17 protein-coding genes are annotated in these 19,120 nt (G+C 72.5%); 9 read left to right on the forward strand and 8 right to left on the reverse strand.

What is annotated here, in order from left to right:
- Positions 1-17 precede the first annotated feature (17 nt).
- The 3 genes from DMB66_RS06495 to DMB66_RS06505 all read left to right on the forward strand — a co-directional run bounded on the left by DMB66_RS06495 (position 18) and on the right by DMB66_RS06505 (position 5,095).
- Positions 18-3,434 carry an SCO7613 C-terminal domain-containing membrane protein gene (locus tag DMB66_RS06495; protein WP_125803084.1) on the forward strand — a complete coding sequence of 1,139 codons (3,417 nt, stop codon included), beginning with the start codon at positions 18-20 and terminating at the stop codon, positions 3,432-3,434.
- A 301-nt stretch (positions 3,435-3,735) separates the two neighbouring features.
- Positions 3,736-4,266: a hypothetical protein gene (locus tag DMB66_RS06500; protein WP_125803085.1), complete on the forward strand. Its 531-nt coding sequence runs from the start codon at positions 3,736-3,738 to the stop codon at positions 4,264-4,266.
- Between the two features lie 466 nt (positions 4,267-4,732).
- Complete coding sequence (locus DMB66_RS06505; protein WP_125803086.1) at positions 4,733-5,095, forward strand: hypothetical protein; 363 nt, start codon at positions 4,733-4,735, stop codon at positions 5,093-5,095.
- Positions 5,096-5,354: 259 nt separating this feature from the next.
- Here the strand turns inward: DMB66_RS06505 and DMB66_RS06510 are convergent, their stop codons facing one another.
- Entirely contained in the window at positions 5,355-5,624 is a 270-nt protein-coding gene (locus tag DMB66_RS06510) for a hypothetical protein (protein ID WP_125803087.1), read from the reverse strand.
- Between the two features lie 185 nt (positions 5,625-5,809).
- On the opposite strand from DMB66_RS06510, the gene DMB66_RS06515 reads away from it, so the two are divergent.
- Entirely contained in the window at positions 5,810-7,252 is a 1,443-nt protein-coding gene (locus tag DMB66_RS06515; protein ID WP_125803088.1) for a family 43 glycosylhydrolase, read from the forward strand.
- Between the two features lie 7 nt (positions 7,253-7,259).
- Here DMB66_RS06515 and DMB66_RS06520 read toward each other — a convergent pair whose 3' ends face one another.
- From DMB66_RS06520 to DMB66_RS06535, 4 genes are read right to left on the reverse strand one after another with little or no spacing between them, the layout of a single operon-like run.
- A complete protein-coding gene (locus DMB66_RS06520) occupies positions 7,260-7,838 on the reverse strand; it encodes a DsbA family protein (RefSeq protein WP_125803089.1) in 579 nt (192 codons plus the stop codon).
- A 2-nt stretch (positions 7,839-7,840) separates the two neighbouring features.
- Complete coding sequence (locus DMB66_RS06525) at positions 7,841-8,878, reverse strand: aldo/keto reductase (protein WP_125803090.1); 1,038 nt, start codon at positions 8,876-8,878, stop codon at positions 7,841-7,843.
- Between the two features lie 9 nt (positions 8,879-8,887).
- Entirely contained in the window at positions 8,888-10,285 is a 1,398-nt protein-coding gene (locus tag DMB66_RS06530; RefSeq protein ID WP_125803091.1) for a cell wall metabolism sensor histidine kinase WalK, read from the reverse strand.
- A complete protein-coding gene (locus DMB66_RS06535; protein ID WP_125803092.1) occupies positions 10,282-10,947 on the reverse strand; it encodes a response regulator transcription factor in 666 nt (221 codons plus the stop codon). The genes DMB66_RS06530 and DMB66_RS06535 overlap by 4 nt, the downstream gene beginning before the upstream one ends.
- Positions 10,948-11,092: 145 nt before the next feature.
- On the opposite strand from DMB66_RS06535, the gene DMB66_RS06540 reads away from it, so the two are divergent.
- Positions 11,093-11,599: a hypothetical protein gene (locus DMB66_RS06540; RefSeq protein ID WP_125803093.1), complete on the forward strand. Its 507-nt coding sequence runs from the start codon at positions 11,093-11,095 to the stop codon at positions 11,597-11,599.
- A gap of 124 nt (positions 11,600-11,723) precedes the next feature.
- Complete coding sequence (locus tag DMB66_RS06545; RefSeq protein ID WP_233624341.1) at positions 11,724-13,643, forward strand: glycosyltransferase family 2 protein; 1,920 nt, start codon at positions 11,724-11,726, stop codon at positions 13,641-13,643.
- Positions 13,644-13,703: 60 nt separating this feature from the next.
- Here the strand turns inward: DMB66_RS06545 and DMB66_RS06550 are convergent, their stop codons facing one another.
- The 3 genes from DMB66_RS06550 to DMB66_RS06560 all read right to left on the reverse strand — a co-directional run bounded on the left by DMB66_RS06550 (position 13,704) and on the right by DMB66_RS06560 (position 16,690).
- On the reverse strand, positions 13,704-15,533 hold the full coding sequence (locus tag DMB66_RS06550; protein WP_125803094.1) for an anthranilate synthase family protein: 1,830 nt from the start codon (positions 15,531-15,533) through the stop codon (positions 13,704-13,706).
- 161 nt (positions 15,534-15,694) lie between these two features.
- Positions 15,695-16,354, reverse strand: coding sequence for a hypothetical protein (locus tag DMB66_RS06555; RefSeq protein ID WP_125803095.1), 660 nt, complete (start codon positions 16,352-16,354; stop codon positions 15,695-15,697).
- Between the two features lie 99 nt (positions 16,355-16,453).
- A complete protein-coding gene (locus tag DMB66_RS06560) occupies positions 16,454-16,690 on the reverse strand; it encodes a hypothetical protein (protein WP_125803096.1) in 237 nt (78 codons plus the stop codon).
- A 200-nt stretch (positions 16,691-16,890) separates the two neighbouring features.
- Here DMB66_RS06560 and DMB66_RS06565 point away from each other — a divergent pair, with 200 nt between their 5' ends.
- From DMB66_RS06565 to DMB66_RS06575, 3 genes are read left to right on the forward strand one after another with little or no spacing between them, the layout of a single operon-like run.
- The gene (locus DMB66_RS06565) at positions 16,891-17,265 is read left to right on the forward strand and encodes a response regulator transcription factor (protein WP_125803097.1); all 375 of its coding nucleotides are present in this window, start codon (positions 16,891-16,893) and stop codon (positions 17,263-17,265) included.
- Positions 17,266-17,275: 10 nt separating this feature from the next.
- Positions 17,276-18,151, forward strand: coding sequence for a cell wall metabolism sensor histidine kinase WalK (locus tag DMB66_RS06570; RefSeq protein ID WP_125803098.1), 876 nt, complete (start codon positions 17,276-17,278; stop codon positions 18,149-18,151).
- Between the two features lie 40 nt (positions 18,152-18,191).
- On the forward strand, positions 18,192-19,106 hold the full coding sequence (locus DMB66_RS06575; protein WP_125803099.1) for a serine hydrolase: 915 nt from the start codon (positions 18,192-18,194) through the stop codon (positions 19,104-19,106).
- Positions 19,107-19,120: the final 14 nt, after the last annotated feature.

Here is a 19,120-nt window from a genome sequence, read left to right on the forward strand (position 1 = left end):
CGACGAGGATCGACGGCGTGACCTCGTACCCGTGCCCGTCGTGCCGTACCCCGGCGAATTTGACCTCCGGCTGCCCCGGCTGCGGCCGCGGCCCGGACCCCGACGCGGCCGAGGTGATCCGCCTGGACGCCGAGATCCCGGTGCTGACCGCCCGGCTGGCGACCGCCCGCGAAGCGGTCGCGGGCGCCGACGCGGCGCTGCGCCGCGCGTGGCAGCAGCGGGAGGCGGCGGTCGCCCGGATCCGCGCGGCCGCTTTTGTAGCGCCCGCTGCTGTGCCGCCCGCTTTTGTGCCGCCCGCTTTTGTGCCGCGCACCAAGGAGGCGTCGACGCGGCTGGTGCAGAACGCGTTGTTCCTGCTGGGCGGCCTGTTGCTGGCGGTGGCCGCGATCGTCTTCACCGCGGTGGCCTGGTCGCAGTTCGGCGTGGGCGGCCGGGCGCTGCTGCTGGCGGGTTTCACGGTGGCCGCCCTGGCGGCGCCGCTCGCCGCGCTGCGCCGCGGCCTGACCGCGACGGCGGAGACCTTCGCGGCGGTCGGCCTGCTGCTGGTGCTGCTGGACGGGTACGCCGCCTGGTACGTCAACCTGTTCGGCGTCGCGGACTATTCGGCGCTCGGCTACGCGGGCGCGGTCTGCGCGGTGACGGCCGCGGTGGCCGCCGGGTACGAGCACGTGACCGGGCTGACCGGCCCGCGCTTCGTGGCCCTGCTGGTGGCCCAGCCGGTGCTGCCGCTGCTGGTGGCGCCGTTCCACCCGGACGTGACCGGCTGGTCGTACACCCTGGCGGCGGTGGCTGTGCTGAACCTCGCGGTGATCCGGCTGCGGCGCTCCGCGCTGAGTGCGCTGGGTGTCACGGCGTACCTGCTCGGCGCCGGCGCGGCGAGCGCCTCCGCGCTGGCCGCACTCGGCGCCATGGTCCTGCTCTACGCGCCCGGCGCGGTCGCCCTGGCGGCCGGCGCCCTGATCGTCGCGGCCCTGGTGCCACTGGTGGGCGCCGTGCTGGCCCGGGCTCCGCAGGCGCAGTCGATCACCGGCGGACTGTTCGTGGTCGCGCTGGCCGCCGGCGGCGGCCGGTTCGCCGGGGTCGCGGCGGGCAGCTTCGCCGCCCCGGTGCTGATCGTCGCGGTCATTGCCGCCTTGGCGGTGCTGGTCACGGTGGTGGGCCGCCGACTGCCGGCACCGGTACGGCGTGGCCCGCAGCTCGGGGCCCTGTTCGTGGTCGCCTGCACCGGGCTGGCGGTGGTGGGTGCGACGATCGCCGCCGCGGCTTCCGGGGTCGGGGACTGGCGGCTGCCCGCGGTGATCGTGCTGTTCACCGGGGCGCTGACCGTGCTGGTGCCCCGCGTTGGGCAGCCGCATGCGGTCCTCGGCGGCTTGGTGCTGGCGGCTGTTGCGGCGCCGGCCTGCTTCGGGCTGCCCTGGTGGACCGTGCCCGGCTTTGACCTGCTGGTGGTGGCGGTTGCGCTGGCCTTGGCGCTGCGGGCCGCGGCGCCGTGGCCGGTTTCGGTGGCGGTCGTGCTGACCGTCCATGCTGTGGTCGTCGCTTTGGAGCGTCCGTGGGTCGCCTTCGGCGCCTTCACCGGCGTCGCCGCGATCGGCTTCGCCACAGCCCTCGCCGCGCGCGTGACGTCCCGGTCGGCTGGTGTTGCTGGGCGTGGCTCGTTGGGGTCGGCTGGTGTTGGTGGGCTGGGCTCGCCGGGGGCGGCTGGCGTTGCTGGGGGCGGTGCGGCGGGATCGGGCGGCGTCGGTGGGGGTGGTGCGTCGCGGCTGGTCGGCGTTGTTGTGGGGGGCCGGGCGCGGGTGCTCGGGGGAGTGGCGCTCGTGGTGGGGATGCTGGCCGTTCCGGCCGCGGCCTGGACCGGGGCGGCCGCGCTGTCCCTGGCCGCCCCGGTGCAGAGCCGGGTGGCGCTGGCCGCCGCGGCGCTGCTGGTGGGCGCCGTGCGGCTGACCGGCCGGGGCTACCGGCCCTACGCGCTGGCGGCGGCCCTGCTGGGTGTCGTGACGGCGCCGGTCTGGGCGCTCGCCACCGGTGACTCGCCGGCCAGCTATGCGGCCATCGCGCTGCTGCTCGTCGCGCTGACTTTCGCGCGCGGCGTCCAGGCCGGTCTCGCCGCCGTGCCGCTCGGTGTGGCGCTGCTCGTGGCGACCGCCCCGAGCCTGGCCGGGGTGCTGCTACGCCCCTACGCATGGCTGGGCCGGGTCTGGACCGGGCATCCGGCGGGCACCGGCGTCGGTCCGGTCGCGCTCGCCGACGCGGTCGCGCTGGGCGTGCTCGCGGTGGCGGTGGCTGTCGCCGCGCAGGCCGCGTCCGGTCGCCGGGCCGCGGCCTGGGCCGTCGCGCCGGTCCTGGCCGTCGTCGCGCCGATGGGCTTCGCCGCGGCGGGCGTGCCGTGGCCGGGCGTACCCGCGGAGAGCCTGATCATCGGCCTGGCCGGGCTGCTCGCGGCGGCCCTGCTGCGCCCGGGGGCGGCGGCCGCCGTGCTGGTGCCGACCTGCGCCGCGCTGGCCGGCGCCGGGCTCGCCGGGGCGCTGCCGACCCGCGGCGCGACGCTGGCCGCGCTCGGGCTGACCCTGGTCGCCGGCGCGGCGGCGGGCGCCGGAGGCCGCGTCCTCGGCACCCGCCTGGCCGGCTGGCTGGCCGGTGCGGGTGCGACGGTGCTGTTCGCCTACACGGTGGGCCGGGCGGCCGAGCTGTCCCCGGCGACCAGCGGGTTCGTCGTGCTCGGCGCGGCCGCCGTGATCCTGGCCGTGGGCGCGGCACTCGCGGCGCGCCGGGCCGTGGAGGGCCGGACCGTCCAGGTGGCCGCGCACGCCGGGGCGTTCGTGGCGCTGCTGCTCACCGCCGGATCGATCCGGCACGCGGCGGCGGTGTGCACGCTCTGGGGGCTGGCGCTCGGGGCGCGGGCCCTGCGGCCCGGCGAGGCGGCGACGGTCCGGCGTGGACACGTGCTGGCGGCGGCTGCCGCGGAACTGGGCGGCTGGTGGCTGCTGATCGCTGCGGAACGGGTCGCGACGGTTGAGGCGTACACGCTGCCGGCGGCCGCGGTGGTGCTGTTGGCCGGCTGGCTGGCGCGGCGTTCCCGGGGCGAGTTGTCGAGCTGGGTGACGTACGGCCCGGCGCTGGCCGCGGCGCTGCTGCCGAGCCTGGCCTCCGTGCTGGCCGGCGAGGGCCAGCCGCTGCGCCGCCTGCTGCTCGGCGTGGCCGCGCTCGCGGTGCTGCTGGCCGGCGCGCGTGCCCGGCTTCGCGCGCCGGTGGTCGTGGGCGGTGTGGTGCTGGCGGTGGTGGCGCTGCACGAGCTGGTGCTGGTCTGGGACCTGCTGCCGCGCTGGATTCCGCTGGCCGCGGCGGGCCTGCTGCTGGTCGGCCTGGCCATGACCCTGGAACGCCGGCGCCGCGACCTCGCCCGGGTCCGCGACGCCCTGATCCGGATGGGCTGAGGCGGCTGAGCCGCCTGAGCCCGGCGTGTCGTGTGCGGACGGTCGCGTGGAACGTGTTGGGCCGGCGTCATGCCGGGATCGCATGTGGACGATCGATGCATTGACATGCAGCGATCATGCACTTACGTTCTGTGGGCACGCTGGGTCTCGAACATGGGGGAACAATGCCGGGCCTTGGTCGTCTGTGCGATTCTCCTTTACCGTGGAAGAGGGTCAAGGCCTTACGGCATCGCCCTTACCGCCAGGGGTAACGGACCTGATCCGCTAATGATCAACGTCACGATTTGGAATAAGCCCTGACATGGGAGATCTTTCTGCCGAAGTATTCGGTCTTATTGCTGTCGCCGAGCGGGGGGAGGCGCCTTCCTGGGATCCAGCCGAGGAAGCGATAGGGGCTCGGTTGCCGGGTGACTACAAGCGGTTGATCGACCGCACCGGAGCGGTGGTCATCGACGACTGGCTCTGTCTTTTTGGTCCGGATGAGCGGAACGCCAGCGCGGATATCGCAGTTCTGATCGAAGAGCGCGAACGCGCCTGGGCGGAGCTGCGTCAGGCCGGTGCCGAGTTACCGCTGAAGTATTTTGTCCCTGGGGACCGGCTGCTGGCGTTCGCGGCGGTGGAAGGCACCTACTTCTTCTGGCATGCCCGCGACGGTGTGGCGCCGGAGGAGTGGCCCGTCGTGGTTGTGGACGAGGATGTGGAGAGCTGGTACGACCTCGACATGTCGGCTACTGAGTGCATTTACCAGGTGCTGGTCGGTGACGTGCGGCTTGAGCCGTTCGACGACCTCTTCGGAGGTGCGGAGCACGGGGCTGTCCGTATGGCCGAATGACGATCGACTGCGTCGGGTGATCCGCCCGGAAATTCCGGAGAATCGGTCAGGTTCCGCGCTGCCAGCGGCCGTCCTGCTCCACACCGACCACGGCCGCACCACCTGGCCCGGGCTACAAACCACACACAACTATCCACACCACCAAGGGGACGCGCAGCGACGAACCGCCATGCCGTTCTGCCCACACCAGCCCCGACACCCCCGACACCGCACCGCCGGCCCAGACCCGGAACCCCAAACGCCCCGGCCGAGCGATTCCGCCACCTCATGAGCCTCGACACGATCGCACCAGGCCATCCCCGGCCATCCAAAATCGACTTCGGACTCCAAAATCCTCACCCAATACGATGACACCGAGTGATCAAGAGGGAAGCCGGTGAAATTACCTTCCGACCCGGGTAGCGGGTTGCGGCGACTGCCGTCCGGACTGGAGTTCGTGCGCCGACACCCTGATATGTTCCGGGAGTTGGCGCACGACGGACCTGCGGCCGCCGCGTTGCTGCTCGAGGCGGCTGTGCGTGGCGGGGCATCGCGCGTCGAGGTCCATAGGTCGGCTGACTGGTACATGGTGTGCTCGCCGGACGACTGGCTGGCAGATCTGGCCGGAGTGGATCCCTTTGTCGATTTGGTGCCGTTCCCCGCGTTCGGACAAAACGCGGTACGGCCTGAGGTGATAGTAACCTCCTCGTCGCGAGTTCTAGTGACAACTGATAGCGGCGGTGCGCGGGTCGTCGTCGGTAGCCCGCCCGATATCGACGATCTCTTTCCCGCTGCCCATCGGTACGGCCGGACGATTATCTTCACCTTCACTGAAGATCAGGCACATTGAGCGGCGACCTGCGTCCGTTCCCAACATTTAATGACTTAGTCCTGCCTGCCTGGGCGGAGTTCCGCGAGGCCGGCATTGAATTGCCGGGGAGATACTTTGTCCCGGGGAGCCTCGACATGTCGGCCACCGAGTGCATCTGCCAGGTGCTTGTCGGTGAGGTGCGGCTGGAGCTGTTCGACGGCCTCTTCGGAGGCGAGCGAACATGCTCGTCGAGATCTTTGCCGCCACCGAGGGCAGGGATGCGAACAAGCGGCCGGAGTCAGGACGGGCGGACGATTGCCTCGGCGACGCGGCGCAGTTCGCCCTGATCCGGTGCGAAGCCCGCGGCGATGTCCGGGTGCAGGCCCGAGCGGGTCTGCTCCAGCAGCTTCACGGTCACGGCATCGACCGGCTCTCCCGCGTACTCGTGGGTGATCTTGTCGGTCGCGGCCTGCAGGGCCGACGTGAGCTGCTCCTCCAGCGGCCCGCGCAGCTTCTCCTCCACCGGGTTGAGCGACCCGGTGTCCAGGGTGACGTGCGGCTCGACCATGGGCGCTCCCTAGCGACGGTGATGGTGACGGCTTTGACGGCCGGGACGCTGGTACCCCATCGCATCGCGCCGCCAAACCCCGGGAGGCGGCAGCGAAACATTCCCGCAACATCTTGACCACCATCTTGTTACCGTTAACATCGATGGGTCGGGCAACCCCGCACACGCTTCCCCGAGGAGTACCCATGCTGTTCCTCCGGCGTGCCCTTTCGCTGGCCGCCGTCCTCCTGCTGAGCGTGTCCCTGACCGTCGCCGTCGGTCCGTCACCCGCGCAGGCCGCCGGGCCCACCTTCACCAATCCGGTCGTCGACACCCCGAACAGTGCCGACCCCACCCTCGTCCACAGCAACGGCTTCTACTACTACGTGGCCACGACCTGGTCCTCGACGGTCGTCATGCGCAAGGCCAGCACGATCGCCGGCCTGCAGGTCGCCGCCGAGCAGGTGGTGGTGAACACCGGCGGCACGAGCATGTGGGCGCCGCATCTGGAACAGATCAACGGCCGGTGGTACCTCTACTACTCCGTCGAGCAGTCCGGTGGAGCACGCCGCACCCACGTCGCGGAGAGCGCCGGCGCCGACCCGCTCGGCCCCTACACGATCAGGGGCATCCTGAACCTGATGCCGAACAACGGCTGGGCCATCGACGCCGGGGTGCTCAAGCTCAACGGCGCCAACTATCTGATGTTCTCGGCCTTCGAGGCCAGCGACAACCTGCAGTCGCTGTTCATCGCGCCGCTGACCAACCCCTGGACGGCCGGGGCGTTCGGCACCCGGATCTCGGCGCCCACCCTGGCCTGGGAGACGCAGAACGGCGCGGTCAACGAGGGGCCGTTCGCGTTGCAGCGCAACGGTCGCACCTTCCTCACCTATTCGGCGAGCCACTGCCAGGGACCCAACTACAAGATCGGCATGCTCGAATACACCGGCACCAACCCGCTGTCGGCGAGCTCGTGGACCAAGGCCGCCAACCCGCTCTTCCAGCGCAGCGACGCCAACGGTGTCTACGGCCCCGCCCACCACTCGTTCTTCACCTCACCCGACGGCACCGAGACGTGGATCGCCTACCACGCGAACGCCTCGGCCACGCAGGGGTGCGGGACCACCCGCACCACCCGGGTCCAGAAGATCTCCTGGAACTCCGATGGCACCCCCAACCTGGGCGTGCCGGTGTCGACCAACACCATCCTGGCCGCGCCCTCGGGTGAGAACGCGACCGTGGTCGAGATCCGCAACCAGCACAGCGGCCTCTGCCTGGACGACTACAACTGGCTCACCGCCGCGGGCGCCGAGGTTCGGCAGTGGACCTGCAGCACCGCGGCGGTGCAGGACTGGTTCCTCACCCCGACGGCCGACGGCTTCCACCAGATCAGCAACCGGCATTCGGGTCTCTGCCTCGACGACAAGGAGTGGGCGACCGCCGCCGGATCGGTGATCCAGCAGTGGCCGTGCAACGGTCTGGCCGTGCAGCAGTGGCGGGTCACCACCGACGCCAACGGCTGGTCCACGATCCAGAACAGGCACAGCGGCCTCTGCCTCGACGACTACAACCTGGTCACCACCCCGGGCGCCGAGGTGCGACAGTGGACCTGCCTGGGCAACAACGCCCAACGCTGGCGGATCGCCTGAGAACGGGTCAGGCGCGACCGCGCTTGAGCTCGAAGAACGTCTCGCTGCGGGCGAGACCGACGACCGCCTCCCAGATCGCGAGCGCTTCCTCCCGGCCCGGGACCCGGTCGATGATCGGCCCGTGCACGCCGCGGCCCGCGCCCTCGACCATCAGCACCGGGGAGCCGATGTCCGGCCCGGCGGAGCCGAACGCCAGCTCGTGCGACTCGCGGACCGCCTCGTCCCAGGACTCGTCGTCGAGCACGGTCTTGGGATCCGCGACGCCCGCGGCCTCCGCGGCGGCCACCACGAGGTCGTCCGAGATCGGCACGCCGGCCTCGAACGTGCGGTTGCCGAGCTCGGTGTAGAAGGCGCCGACGGTCTCGTCTCGGTGGTCCGCCCGCAGCGCCTCGACCAGGCGCAGCGCCCGGCTCGACGCGGCCATCATGGGCTTGTACTGCTCCGGGACGTTGTCGCCGTTGAGGATGCTCAGGCTGAAGGCGCGCCAGTGCAGGGCCACGTCGCGCTCGGCTGCCACGCCGATCAGCCAGCGCGAGGTGCGCCAGGTGAACGGGCAGGCGGGATCGAAGAAGAAGGTCGCTTCCATGCTCACGATCCTAGGCGCGGCGCCAGCGCCCGGCTGCGCTGATCGATACCGAGCGGGCCGTACGGGTAGTCCGGCGCGGCCAGGTCGCTGGCCCGGTCGAGCGCCGCGGTCTCCGCCTCGGTGAGGTGCAGCTCCGCGGCCCGCAGATTGGTCTCGAGCTGGGCGACCGTGCGCGCTCCCAGGATCGTCGAGGTCACCCCCGGCCGGTCGGTGACCCAGGCCAGCGCGATCTCGGCCATCGACACCTCCCGGTCCTCCGCGATCGCCTGCACCGCCTCGATGATCGTCCAGGTGCGGTCGGTGCCGCGCCGGTCCCAGGCCTCCATGCCCCGGCCGGGGTCCTCGCCCAGCCGGGTCGCGCCGGTGGGCCGCTGGTCGCGCCGGTATTTGCCGCTGAGCCAGCCGCCGCCCAGCGGGCTCCACGGCAGCAGGCCCAGGCCGGCGTCCTCTGCGGCGGGCACGATCTCCCATTCGATCTCGCGGACCAGCAGGCTGTACTGGGGCTGCAGGGTGACCGGGGCGGTTAGGCCGAGCTCGCGTGCCAGGTGGACGGCCTTGGTGAGCTGCCAGCCGGTGAAGTTGGAGAAGCCGTAGTAGCGGATCTTGCCCTGGCGGGCGAAGCCGTCCAGCGTCCGCAGGGTCTCCTCGAGCGGCGTCATCGGGTCCCAGGAGTGCGCCTGGTAGAGGTCGATGGTGTCCAGGCCGAGCCGGCCCAGCGACGCGTCCAGCGCCCGGGTGAGGTGCCGGGCGGACAGCCCGGCTCCGTTGGCGTCGCCGGCCGTCGGGAAGCGGCCCTTGGTGGCGAGCACGATCGGCTCGGTGACCTCGGCGCTGCGCGAGGCGAACCAGCGGCCGATGATCCGTTCCGACTCCCCGGCGGAGTAGACGTCGGCGGTGTCCACGAGCGTGCCGCCGGCCTCGGCGAACCGGTCCAGCTGGGCGTGCGACACCTCCTCGTCGGACTCGGTGCCGAAGGTCATGGTGCCCAAGCAGAGGCGGGAGACGGCGCAGCCGCTGCGCCCCAGGGTGCGATATTCCATCTCTGCAACCTACGTCGCGGCGGGCAGGTCCACCTGGAAGCGGGCGCCGGCCGGGCTGTCGGCGTACGTGAGCTCGCCACCGTGCGCCACCGCGAGGCCGCGCGCGATCGGCAGGCCCAGCCCCGCGCCGCCGGTGTCGCGCGATCGGGAGGCGTCGCCACGGCCGAACCGTTCGAAGATCAGCGCCCGTTCGGTGGCGGGTACGCCGGGACCGGTGTCCGCGACCTCCAGCAGCACCCGCTCGCCGGACCGTCGCACGTCGACGGTGATGGTCCCGCCCGCCGGGGTGGCATGCCGGGCGTTGTCGAGCAGGTTGGTGAGGATCTGCCCGAGCCGCAGCGGATCACCGAGCACCACGGGACCCGGCTCGGTGGCAGGGGCCGTGACGGTGAAGGTGAGCGATGGCGCGAGCGTGCGGGCCCGGGACACCTCGGCCTCCGCCAGCCGGGCCAGGTCGACCCGCTCGGTGGCCAGCCGGACGCCGCCCTGACCCAGCCGGGCCATGGTGAGCAGGTCGTCGACCAGGCGGGCGGCGCGGCGGGTCTCGCGGATCATGGCGACGGCGACCCGTTCCCGTTCGGGCCGGTCCAGCTCCTCGCGCAGCAGCAGCTCCGCGTTCGCCTGCAGCCCGGCCATCGGGGTGCGCAACTCGTGCGAGGCGTCGGCCAGGAACGAGCGCATCCCGGCCTCGGCGGCGTTCGCGGTGGCCAGGGCCGCCTCCAGTTCGTCGAGCATCGAGTCGAAGGCCGCCGCCGTCCGGCCCAGCTCCGAGTCGGTCCGCTGATGGCCGAGCCGCCGGCCCCGGTCGCCCGCGGCGATCTGCCCGGCCAGCGCGGTCATGTCCTCCAGCGGCCGCAGCGCCGCGCGCGACACCCGCGCCGACGCGAGCCCGGCCAGCAGCAGGGCCAGCAGCCCGCCGATGACCTCGAGGACGATCAGCCGGTGCACCGCGTCGGTGATCTGCGTGGTGTCCAGGCTGAGGGTGAGGACCTGGTTCCCGCGCAGCTCGGTGCGGACGAAGATCACGCTGCCGGCCGTCTCCACCGGCACCTCGGCCTGGGCGGCGCCGGTCCGCCGGGGCCGGGCCTCGCCGCCGGGTGGGTTGCGCCGGCCGGGCGGCGCCGGGTCGGAGGCCGCCGCGACACAGCCGCCGCCGTCGCGTACGCACAGCCGGGCGGTCACGCCGTCGCCGCGCAGCCGGTCCACGAGCTGCTGCGCGCTGAGCTGCGGATCGAGCTGGGCGGCGAGGGCGACGCGGTCGGTCAGCCGGGTCCGGGCGTCGGCTTGCAGCCGGGCCGACAGCGCGATGTCGACGGCGGTGAAGAGCACCACCAGGATGACGGCGAGCAGGGCGAGCACCGCCCAGGTCACCCTGCCGCGCAGGGACTCCGGCCGCGGCAGCCTCACGGGCGCACCACGTAGCCCAGGCCGCGGGCGGTGTGGATGAGCCGGGGGCCGTGCTGTTCGAGCTTGCGGCGCAGGGCGCTGACGTGCACCTCGACCAGGTTGGGGTCGTACTCGTCGTAGCCCCAGACCTGGGTGAGCAGCTGGGTCTTGGACAGGATCCGGCCGCGGTGCCCGGTGAGGTAGGCCAGCAGCTTGAACTCGGTCGCGGTCAGCTCCAGCGTGGTCCCCGAGCGCACGGCCAGCCGCGCGTCCTCGTCCACGACCAGGTCGCCGACCTGCACGGTGGAGGGCACCCGGCCGAGCCGGCGCAGGATCGCACCGACCCGGGCCAGCACCTCGACTGTGGCGAAGGGCTTGACCACGTAGTCGTCGGCGCCGGCGGCGAACCCACGGAGCCGGTCGTCGACCGCGTCCCGGGCGGTGACGATCAGGACCGCGCAGTCGCTGCGGTTGCGCAGGGCCGTGGCCAGCGCGAAACCGTCCCGGCCGCCGGGCAGCTGGACGTCGATCAGGGCCAGATCCGGTCGGAACGCGTCGACGACGTCCTCGAAGCCGGCGCCGTCCACCCGCTCGCGGACCTCGTGGCCGGCACCCCGCAACGCCGCCGCCAGCGGTGCCCGGATGCCCTCCTCGTCCTCCACCACCAGCACCCTCGCGACCATCGCTGAAGTATCCGCAGCTCACCTGTGCGCCATCGAGCACGAAGCTGAAGATGCGCTGAAGACACCGCCGGATTCAGGCTCGCTTCAGCTTTCCCGGTGAGGGTCGGTGGAGTACCGCACCTGTCATCCAGCACCTGGAGGAGCTTTGCCACCGAAGAACATCCTCAGCACCCAGCGGGCCCGGCGGATCGCCGTGGTCGTCGCCCTCGGCGGCGGTCTGGCCCTGGGCGTCGCCGGCCTGGCCCAGGCCGCCGAGGCCCCGGCGCCGAGCGGCTCGGCGGCTCCGTCGACGGCGCCCGGCGCGGGCCGCGGCGCACCCCGCGAGCACAAGCCGCACCTGGACGGCACGGTGAAGTCGATCAGCGCCACCCAGATCATGATCACGGACCGCAGCGGCTTCACCCGGCAGATCAACATCACCGCCAAGCCGGACGGGGTGGCCGTCGGCACCCGGATCCACGCGGAGGGCACCGTCAACCCCGACGGCGTCTCCCTGGACGCCACCTCGGTCGTGGTCGCGACCGAGCGCGACGGCAAGCGCGGCGGCGGTCCCGGCCACCGCGGCGGCGGCGAGCGGCCGGCGGGACCCAAGGGGCAGGGCACGCCGCCCTCGGGCGCGCCGAGCGCACCGGCGCCGTCGAAGAGCAGCTGACCCCGGTGTGACGTATCGGTGCGGGCGGCACTCCTAAAGCCGGCCCGCGCGGCGTCGATTACTCGGAGGTGAACCGACGCCTGCTGCCCGCACCGATGTCCCGTACCGCATCCTGGACCGGTCGATGAGCCGCGAGCCGGCCGCCGGCCAGGTTCTGGAGCGCCGGCTGCCCGGCAAGCTCTACGGCCGGACCGCTACCGAGATCACCGGCCCGCTGCAGCCGGTCACAGAAGTCGTCCGCTACCGGCGGGTGCTGAGCAGTGGCCAGCACCGGCTGATGCTCGGTGTCGCCTCGCTGCACATCGCCCTGGCCGCGGCCCTGGTGGTCTACCTGCTGCTGCCCGGCAACCTGCCACAGTTCCGGCCGGGACAGCCGATCGCCAACACGGTCATGGTCGTCGGGCTGTTCCTGATGATCGGGCTGCAGCTCATCGTCGGCCTGCGCACCTGGGTGCTGGCCTACTTCGCCGCACGCGCCTGCGACCCGGTGCCGATCCCGGCGCCGCCGGGGCTGCGGGTGGCGGTGCTGACCACGATCGTGCCCGGCAAGGAGCCGGTCGACCTGGTGATGACGACCCTGCGGGCGATGAAGCGGGTCCGCCACGAGGGGCCCGTCGACGTCTGGCTACTCGACGAGGGCGACGACGCGGAGGTCCGCCGCCGGTGCGAGGAGATCGGCGTGCGCCACTTCAGCCGCAAGGGCCACCCGGAGTGGAACCGGCCCAGCGGTGAGTTCAAGGCGCGCACCAAGCACGGCAACCACAACGCCTGGCGGGCCGCGCACGAGGCCGACTACGACGTGGTCGCCCAGATGGACCCCGACCACGTGCCGTACCCGAACTTCCTGGAGCGCACCCTCGGCTACTTCGCCGACCCGGACACCGCCTTCGTGGTCGCCCCGCAGGTGTACGCGAACCTCAGCGAGTCCTTCGTCGCCAAGGGCGCGGCCGAGCTGGCGTACATCTTCCACGGGATCATGCAGCGCGGCGGCAACGGCCGGGGCGCGCCGCTGCTGATCGGCACCAACCACCTGTACCGGCCGACCGCGTTCCAGCAGATCAACGGCTATCAGGACTGCATCATCGAGGACCACCTCACCTCGATGGTCATCTACAGCACGGTCAACCCCGCCTCCGGCAACAACTGGCGTGGCGTCTACACCCCGGACATCCTGGCGGTGGGCGAGGGCCCGGCGACGTACTCGGACTTCTTCAGCCAGCAGAAGCGCTGGGCGTACGGCATCTGGGAGATCGCCCGCCGGCACTCGCCGCGGCTGCTGCACCGGCTCCGCGCCGGGCAGCGGTGGTCGTTCTTCGCTCTGCAGTCGCATTACCCGACCACCGCGCTGTCCTGGGTGATCGGCGTCGCGCTGAGCGCGACCTACCTGGTCGGCGGGGTCACCATCACCCGGCTGCCCGCCCTCGTCTGGGGCGTGCTCTTCGCCGCCAACATCGTGGTCGGCATGGTGTTCTACCAGTTCACCCAGCGGTTCAACCTGGTCGAGCACGAACGCCGCTCGTGGGGGCTCGCCGGGATGGCGCTGGAGCTGATCACCGCGCCGATCTACGTGGCCGCGGCGGCGGCGCAGCTGGCCGGGCGGCCGCTGGCATACGTCGTCACGGCCAAGGGCTCCGCCGCCACCGGTGACACCTGGCGAACCTTCCGGCCGCACCTGGGCTGGGCCGCGCTGGCCGCCGGTTGCATCGTCACCGGGCAGTTGCTGCACCACGATTACCCGTCGCTGTACGTGTGGGCCGGGCTCACCCTGCTCATCTCGCTGGCACCGGTGCTGCACCTGCTCACCGTCGCCGGCGCGGGCTCGCTGTCGCGGCTGGTGTCGCGGGTGCCGCGGTCCTTCTCGGTCACCGCCCAGCGGCGCATCGGCGAGCGGCTGGTCGAGCAGGGTCTCCTCACCGTGCGCGAGCTCGAGGAGCTGCTCGACCTGCAGGCGACCTCGGATCTGGCCTGGCAACGGCTCGGCGACCTGGCGGTCCAGCAGGGTTACGTCGACGCCGACCAGCTGGCGGCGGCCACCGGCCGATGAGAAGGGTCGGTGGTCCAAGCGGAGGCTCTCGATCCGCTTGAACCACCGACAGCATTATCGCTACCCCGCAGGCGCGGGGCTAACCACGTGGGCAAGAAGTGGCGGAAGAAACTCGGTGAGCACGGTGATGCCGTCCGCGCTGAGCACCGATTCCGGGTGGAACTGCACGCCGGCGAAGCCGGCACCCCGCAGGGCGTGCACGGTGCCGTCCGCCTCGTCGCGGGCGATCAGCACTTCCCCGTACGCGGTGGCGAGCCGTCCCGTGGCGCTCAGCGCCGTGAAGCTGGAGTAGAAGCCGACCCGCCGGACCGCCCCGAACAGCGGGACGTCGCGGGACACCCCCTGATACGGGGTGTCCCGGCGGTGCAGCCGCAGCCCCAGCGCGGCGGAGAGCACCTGGTGGCCCAGGCACACCGCCAGCATCGGCTGCCCCGCCGCCAGCAGGTCCGCCACCAGGGCGCGGACCCGGACCATCTTCGGCTCGTCCGACGCCGGGTCGCCCGGGCCCGGGCCGACGACCACCAGGTCGGCATCCGGTACGGCGGACACGGTCCACGGCACCACGGTCACGCCCAGCCCGAGCGCCCGCAACTGGTGCGCCAGCATCGCGGTGAAGGTGTCCTCGTTGTCCACGATCACCGCGGTCCGGCCGTCGAGCGCGGGGACCGTCAGCGCGCCCGGGCGGCGCTGGTCCAGCCAGAACCGGGCCAGTCCGTCGTTGCGGGCGGCCAGTGCCGCCTGGATCGCCGGGTCGTCGTCGGCCGGGCGTACAGTCGGTGGCCGCAGCGAGGACGCGCCCAGCGCGGCCAGCACGCCCGCCGCCTTGGTGTGCGTCTCGGCGACCTCGCCCTCGGGCGTCGAATGCCGGACCAGCGTCGCCCCGACCGGCACCCGCAGGTGGCCCGCCGGGGAGATCTCCGCGGTCCGGATCAGTATCGGCGCGTCCAGCGTCTGCCGGCCCTCGTCGTCGTGGCCGAGCAGGGCCAGCACGCCCGCGTAGTAGCCGCGACCGCGTCGCTCGTGCCGCGCGATGACCCGGCAGGCGTTCTCCACCGGGCTGCCCGTGACGGTCGGGGCGAACATCGTCGCGCGCAGCACCTCGCGCACGTCCAGCGAGCCGCGGCCGGCCAGCAGGTATTCGGTGTGGGTCAGGTGCGCCATCCGCTTGAGGTACGGCCCGACCACCTGCCCGCCGTGCTCGGCCACGGCGGCCATCATCTTGAGCTCCTCGTCGAGCACCATGTACAGCTCGTCGATCTCCTTGCGGTCGGCCAGGAAGTCGGCCAGCTCGCGGGTGCCGTCGTGCCGGAAGGTGCCGCTGATCGGGTTCATCATCGTCAGCCCGTCGGCGACGCTGACATGCCGTTCCGGGGTGGCGCCGACGAGCGTACGGGTGCCGGTGTGCACCAGGAACGTCCAGTACGCGCCCTGCTCGCGGATGAGTAGCTCGCGAAAAGCGGACCGGGCGGCGTCCAGCGGGTCGCCGTCGACGGTGGCCGTGAAGACCCGGTGGATCACGAAGTTGGCGCCCTCGCCGCGGCCGATCTCGTCCCGCAGCACCTCCTCGACGATCGCGCCGTACGCCTGGTCGGAGAGGTCGAAGCCGCCGTCGCGCAGCACGACCGGGGTCTCGGGCAGCTCGGCGATGAGCTCATCGAGCGGCCGGGTCGTCCGGGTGGCGATCCGCAGGCACTCCAGCGGCGTGCCGTCGTCGACGGCCGCGAAGCCCCGCTCGGCGATCTGCCGGTACGGGACCAGCGCGAGGGTCTGCGGCCCGGGCTCGCCGGGGGCCAGCGGGATGTCGGCGAGCGTGGCGACGGTGACGACGTCGCCGGTCAGCACGTCGATGTGGTCGGCGCCGTCGCGGTGCAGCAGGGCGAAAGGTGGCATCGGGTCCTCGCTTCGGGCTGGGGCCGCCGCCGAGGACCGGGCCGTACGAAAAAGGCCGCCTCGTCGGAGGCGGCCGCGTTGGGGTGAGTTACGCGCGGGTGGGTGTGGCCGCCGGGTCGGCGGGCCACCACATGCTCAATCGCGCGTGCATGCGGGACAGCTTAGGGCCCGTCGCGGTAGCAGCGCCAGCTCTGGGGGTCGGTGGCGCTGCCGAGGACGGCCCGGGCCCTGTCGCCGTAGCTCCAGCGGCACATGGCGTCCAGGTCGAGCGCGACCGGGCCCCGGCCGAACGTGCCGCAGACCCAGCCGTCGGCGGTCGACATCGCGCGGGTGAACTGGCCGTAGGTCGCCCGGCAGTAGGAGTTCAGCGACGAGAGGAGCTCGGCGTTCGAGGCGGGACCGAGCAGCACCGGTGCCACGACGGCACTCGCGGACGCGGGGACGGAGGCGGACGCGGACGCGGACGGCGCCGCGGCGGACGGCGCCGGACCGATCTTGATGACCTGCCGGTCGGCCTGCAGTTGCCGCCGGGTGGTCGCCGGTGCCGGGTCGGTCTCGGTCGGCAGCGCCGGGACGGAGAACGTCGGCAACGGTACGGTCGCCTGCTGCGTGTCGGGTGCCCGGAGGGCCAGCGGGGTGACCACCACGAGCATGAGCATCGCGAGGACGGACAGGGCCCAGGGCATCTTGGCGGCCGTCCGGGTGGCCGAGGCTACCGAGGGCGCGAACACCGGCGCCGCGTGCCGAGGGCTGGCGGATCGCACGGCGAGCAGCCGGCCGGCACCGCCGGCCCGGTGACGGGCGGTGACGTCCTCTGGCACTCACTCACGGTAGGGGAAGTGCCGATACACCGGCTCAGTCGTCACGGTGCGTATTCGAGGCGAAGGGTTGAGGGGGTGCTTCCGCCGTACGGGGGAGTGTCAGGCGGCGTACGCGAGGCGTACGGCGTTCCGGGCCCACTGCATCCGGCCCTGCGCGCAGTCGGGGTGCTCGCCGAACTCCTGGGCGACCAGTGCGGCGCAGCCGTGCTCGCCCAGCCGGTCCACCGTCGCGGTCACCGCGGCCCGGATGAGTTCCGGTGTCGGCTGCTGCGAGCGCTGGAGGTAGGAGACGAACAGAGCCTCGGTACGGACGTTGTCGGTGCTCTGCGAAGTCATCGGGTCCTCCAGCCGGTCGGTCGCTCTCGGGTGGCTTGGTTCCAGAACACCCGGGCGGGGCTGCGAGAGCGGCTGCGCACCAGTTGCGATGCGGTTGCGCCGAGCGGCAGTCACACAGGGGACTAACCGGATATCGTCCCGATAAGTAGTGAAAAGTAGGCCGAGCCTTCCCGGCGCGGTCTCGACGGGGGGAAATGGCCGTGACGGTGGTCCTGGTCGCCGACGACGACGCCGACATCCGTGACCTGGTGGCGTTCAAGCTCGAACAGTCCGGCCTCGAGGTGATCGCGGTCGAGGACGGGCAGGCCGCCCTGGAGCAGGCCCGCGCCCGCCATCCCACGCTCGCCGTCCTGGACGTCTCGATGCCCGGGCTGTCCGGCATCGACGTGTGCCGGATGCTGCGCGCCGACGCGGCCACCGCCGGCATGCTGATCATCATGCTCACCGCCCGGGTCCAGGAGCACGACGTGGAGGGCGGCTTCAGCGCGGGGGCCGACGACTACGTGACCAAGCCGTTCAGTCCCCGGGAGCTGGTCTCCCGCATCCAGGCGCTGCTGAGCCGGTCCCGGGCCTGAGCGAACTCCCATGCGCCGGGACCACACTGTCGGGCGCCTGACCGTGCTGACCCTGGTGGCGGCCGCGACGGCCGCGGTCACCGCGCTGGTCACTGCCCGCCGGGCCGCCCGCCGGCCCGACGGCGGGAATTCGACACCGGACATGGCCCGGCTGCGCGCCGAGGTCCGTGAGCAGAACCTGAGGTCCCGCCTGCAGGAGCTGGACACCGCCAAGACCGACTTCATGTCCACCGTCTCGCACGAGCTGCGGACCCCGCTGACGAGCATCTCCGGGTACGTCGAGCTGCTGCTGGACGGCGAGGCCGGCGAGCTGAACGACGGCCAGGCGAAGATGCTCGACGTGATCGTGCGCAACTCCCGGCGGCTGCGCGACCTGATCGAGGAGATGCTCATCCTCTCCAAGATCGAGTCCGGGGCGTTCTCCGCGCTGCGGGAGCCGGTCGACCTGGTGGCGTTCGTCGAGCGGGCGCTCGCGGAGATCGCGCCGGCGGCGGCCAAGGCGGAGGTCGGCCTGCGCACCGAGGTACGGGGCCCGCTGCCGCTGCACGCCGACCCCGGCCAGCTCGACCGGGTGCTGATGAACCTGCTGTCCAACGCGGTGAAATTCACCCCGGGCGCGGGCACGGTCGGCCTGCTGGCCCGCCGGGAGGACGACGAGATCGTCCTGCGGGTCACCGACACCGGCATGGGCATCCCGGCGGAGGAGCAGAAAGCGCTGTTCACCCGCTTCTTCCGGGCCAGCAACGCGGTCCGGCAGGCGGTGCCGGGCACCGGGCTGGGCCTGGCGATCGTCGGCACGGTGGTGGACAACCACGGCGGCCGGATCGTGGTGGAATCGGTCGAGGGCGCCGGCACGACCGTCACCATCCGGCTTCCGGCGGCCTGAGGCCTCCGCATCCGCTCGTAACAGCGATAGCCTGTCGGCCATGCGCACACTCGAGGGCCTGCGCGGTGCCGCGCTGGTGACCGTCGGCGGGACCGTCGCGGTGCAGTCCGCCGGCCCACCCGCCACGCTCGGGACCAGGTTCCCGATCACCTCGATCGGCAAGCAGTTCACCGCGGTGGCCACGCTGCTGCTGGCCGAGCGTGGCAAGCTCGCCCTGGACCGCCCGGTCGCGCACTGGTTGCCAGGCAGCCCGCCCTGGTGGCGCGAGGTCACGCTGCACCACCTCCTGACGCACACCTCCGGCCTGCCGCACTGGGGCACCGAGCCCGGCTTCTCCGCGCTCGCGGCGATGGCCCCCGGCGAGCGCGCCGGCCTGATCCCGCAGGGCACGCCGGTGAGCCGGCCGGGCCTGCACTGGCACTACAGCAGCCCGGGCTACCTGCTGGTCGCGCACATCGTCGAGCTGGCCGCGGAGCAGCCGTACGGCGATTTCCTGGCCGAGCACATCTTCAAGCCGCTGGCGATGGATTCGACCACCACCGGCCGGCCGCCGGGCGACGACGTGGCCGGCGACGGCCCGGCCGGGGAGCAGCCGGCCGGGGCCGGCGACGTGTGGTCGACGGTCGGCGACCTGGCGCGATACAGCGAGCGGATCCACTCCGGGGAGCTGCTGGGCTTCGAGTCCCGCGCGGTGATGACCGGCCCGCTCGCGCTCACCGCCGCCGAGCCGGAGCCGGGCCGCACCTTCTTCGCCGGCCACTACGGCTACGGCCTCTACGTGGGCACGGTCGGCGGGCACCGGGCGTTCTTCCACCCGGGCGACGTCCCGGGCTTCGTCGCCTTCGCGGCCTGGCTGCCCGAGCGCCGGGCCAGCGTGGTGCTGCTGACCGGCGACGAGCACACCGACGTGCACTCGGTGACCCGGCAACTGCTGGTGGCCGCTGCGTTATCGTAGGCGCTCACCTACAT

The sequence above is a fragment of the Actinoplanes sp. ATCC 53533 genome (assembly GCF_003947245.1).

Excerpts from the sequence above, each read along its gene's own strand:
- DMB66_RS06575 (WP_125803099.1), top strand. The coding sequence starts at position 18,192 with ATGCGCACACTCGAGGGCCTGCGCGGTGCCGCGCTGGTGACCGTCGGC.
- DMB66_RS06550 (WP_125803094.1), bottom strand. The coding sequence starts at position 15,533 with ATGCCACCTTTCGCCCTGCTGCACCGCGACGGCGCCGACCACATCGAC.
- DMB66_RS06520 (WP_125803089.1), bottom strand. The coding sequence starts at position 7,838 with ATGGAAGCGACCTTCTTCTTCGATCCCGCCTGCCCGTTCACCTGGCGC.
- DMB66_RS06535 (WP_125803092.1), bottom strand. The coding sequence starts at position 10,947 with ATGGTCGCGAGGGTGCTGGTGGTGGAGGACGAGGAGGGCATCCGGGCA.
- DMB66_RS06560 (WP_125803096.1), bottom strand. The coding sequence starts at position 16,690 with ATGACTTCGCAGAGCACCGACAACGTCCGTACCGAGGCTCTGTTCGTC.
- DMB66_RS06500 (WP_125803085.1), top strand. The coding sequence starts at position 3,736 with ATGGGAGATCTTTCTGCCGAAGTATTCGGTCTTATTGCTGTCGCCGAG.
- DMB66_RS06570 (WP_125803098.1), top strand. The coding sequence starts at position 17,276 with ATGCGCCGGGACCACACTGTCGGGCGCCTGACCGTGCTGACCCTGGTG.
- DMB66_RS06525 (WP_125803090.1), bottom strand. The coding sequence starts at position 8,878 with ATGGAATATCGCACCCTGGGGCGCAGCGGCTGCGCCGTCTCCCGCCTC.
- DMB66_RS06515 (WP_125803088.1), top strand. The coding sequence starts at position 5,810 with ATGCTGTTCCTCCGGCGTGCCCTTTCGCTGGCCGCCGTCCTCCTGCTG.
- DMB66_RS06510 (WP_125803087.1), bottom strand. The coding sequence starts at position 5,624 with ATGGTCGAGCCGCACGTCACCCTGGACACCGGGTCGCTCAACCCGGTG.
- DMB66_RS06545 (WP_233624341.1), top strand. The coding sequence starts at position 11,724 with ATGAGCCGCGAGCCGGCCGCCGGCCAGGTTCTGGAGCGCCGGCTGCCC.